The sequence below is a fragment of the Acinetobacter sp. AOR43_HL genome, assembly GCF_027854635.1.
Lineage (GTDB): Bacteria > Pseudomonadota > Gammaproteobacteria > Pseudomonadales > Moraxellaceae > Acinetobacter > Acinetobacter pittii.
Genome location: NZ_JAKTHX010000013.1, coordinates 1 through 2765, shown reverse-complemented (window position 1 = coordinate 2765; position 2765 = coordinate 1). Strand labels below are relative to the sequence as shown.

Annotated in this window: 1 protein-coding gene and 1 pseudogene; both read right to left on the bottom strand. The window is 42.2% G+C overall.

Annotation, left to right across the window (positions count from 1 at the left end):
* On the bottom strand, window positions 1–2175 hold a 2175-nt coding region (locus MKL33_RS06330; RefSeq protein WP_270906684.1), incomplete at its 3' end, for an ESPR-type extended signal peptide-containing protein.
* A 190-nt stretch (window positions 2176–2365) separates the two neighbouring features.
* A pseudogene (locus tag MKL33_RS06325) lies at window positions 2366–2765 on the bottom strand (IS5 family transposase); the annotation flags it as partial.

Below are 2765 nucleotides of genomic sequence, written 5' to 3'. Positions count from 1 at the left end.
TAATTTGCTGTTACCTGCGGTCACGCTATCTAGGTCAAGGTCACGGCTTAGGCTGTATTGAATGGTGTTGCCACTCTTCGCAACTTGTAAGTTCGTTTCGCCTGCTGCTGTGCCGATATCGACCGTATCTCCCGCTTTGATCGCACCTGCATTGGCACCATTGCTGGCTAAGTTCCAACCTTTGTCTAATTCACTGATCGCAGCACCTACGTTGTTCACGTCTGTGCCATTCACGGTATAGGTCGGTGCTGTCACTGCACCTGTCGTGCTGTCATAGGTTGCACCACCACCTAAGTTGTTGGCTGTGCTGTTGCCCAATGCATCAGTCTTGTTATCCGCTGCGGCGGTCGCTGCATCCAATTGGCCTTTGTTCACCGCTTGGTCTGCTGTGGTCGCATCTGCAACATTGCTGATGTTGGTGTTCGCAGCATCAATGCCCGCTGTGGTGATGCTTGGTCCACCTGTGATGGTTAAGCCACTGTTGTTTAATTTGCTGTTACCTGCGGTCACGCTGTCGACACTAATATCCGATGCTAAACTTAATTGCACACCATCTGCAGTAGTAACACTGTTGATATTACTATCACCTTTAACATTGATAGTTTCTCCCAACGCATAGTTATTTGAGGTACTACCATCACCAAAATTAATGCCTTTTTGTGCTTCTGCTAGTGCTGAATTCGCTGTAGTTTGTGCAGTCGTTACATTGTTATTCGTGGTAGTTAACTGACCAAAGTTAACCGCATCACCTGATGCTGTACCTGCTGCAACATTTGTAATCTTTTGATTATTTAAATTTGCACCACCATTTAGATTACTTACTCCCGTAACACTCAATGTGCCACCAGTTGCAAGATTTCCTGCTGTGACAGTGCCTGTAAATACAGGTGCATCAGCCATTTGAATACTAACAGTATTTCCACTTACTGACGTTTTTAAATTATTTCCAGAATAAGTTCCAGCTGTTGAGCCTGTTCCAGTAATATTTAATGTTGAACCAAGCTTGTTAGCAGAACTACCTGTATTCCCACTAAAAGTAATTGGCTTAATAACTTCATTATTTAGATTAGTTAAAGCACCTGACACAGTATTCGAGTTTACTGTTGTTCCATCTGTTTTTGTAGTTGTAAAAGTTGGTGCAGTATATACATTTGTTGATGGATCATAGGCTGCTCCGCCTCCTAAAGCTGTAGTGTTCCCAACCGCACGATTGTTTACATCTTTAAGTTGAGCCACTGTAACCGCATCTTGGTCAGCAGCACCATCAGCAACATTTTGAATACGTCTAAGATTTGTAGATGAACCAACTGAAACAACGGAGGTAGGAGCTGTAGTGTTGGTAATGTAACCTGTACCAGTAGGCGCAGTCGTAGTTGAGCCTCCACCTAATGCAACAGAATTGTTAACACTAGCAACCGCCCCAGTACCTAATGCAATAGCATCTTTTATATTTGCAGAGACTTTTGCATCCACACCAAATGCAATAGATTTGTCAGCGCCAGTAGCTACTTGTGATCCTGCCATAAGAGCCGCGCTATAAGCAGCCTTAGCATCAGGGCCTTGCTGGTTATAAGTGGTCCCATTAATTGTAGTGCCATCACCACTCGAACCTAAAGCTAGTGATCCCTGACCATCAGCTATTGGGCTGCTGTGTGTAGTAGATAAACCACTACCTATAGCTACACCACCTTTACCATTAGACGTCACTGGATTTGAGTTGTAATTTGATCCAATAATTACTGACTGCTCAGCCGATGTTGATGAAATAATATCATTACCAATGACAGTAGATTGTGCCCCCTGAGCTGCTAAATTTGCACCAATTGCTATTGCTTCAACTGCAGATGCGCAAGCTGTACTATTTTCATTTGCAATGGCAATTGCGGCAGTTTCACTTCCAGTCCCATTTGAAGTTCTCGTACAGTTGGTCCGAGTAGTACCCCCTCCAGCTTCATAACCTGCATGGGCAAAATCAGCAGTAAATGCTGCGAAAATAGCAAGAGTTAAAGCTTTGTAATTAAAAAAAAGATTACCAAAACTCTGTGGTTCTTTTTGTTCTAAAGAAAGAGTTTGCCCAACACTTCCACTATTTTTTGTTTTCCCTTTGGCAATTTCAGAAACCGCCACCCATACGCCTAAAGAGGCATTCCATACAACCTTATAAACCTTATTCATAATAATTTCCAAATGCAGAAAAGAAGTTAGAACTTGCAGCCTTTATGTATACAAGTCGGTTTACCAAGTAAAAAAATGTAATTTATTATCGAGTAAAATAACAATTTTCTTGTGAGAAGTAAATCACACTTTGACCCGGCTTTGTTGCACAAAGGCTTGAAATGCACAGCTGCCCCTAAGTGATCCAAATTTAAGTGGCAACTTGGGTATGAGGGCGACCTAGCTCTGTGAATTTATTCAAGACTGCTATGCGTACATGAATCTCATTCACCTGACTAGGCAAACTCCTTGCTGTTAATTTATCCCCTAATAATTTGATGCAATGCATCTTGGTTTCCACCAAACTTCGCCGATGATAGCCTGACCATTTTTTCCATAGTGTTCTGCCTAAACGTTTAACTGTTCGAAGTAATTCATTTCGCTCCTGAGAATGTGATTTTGTATCTTTTCAAGGTCTTGCATTTTTTCTAGGAGGAATCACTGCATGCGCTTGTCGATCTGCAATGACTTGACGGCATCTTTTTGTGTCATAAGCTCCATCGGTATAAACAGAGTCTATTTGCTCATCCAATGGAATCTGATCAAGTAAA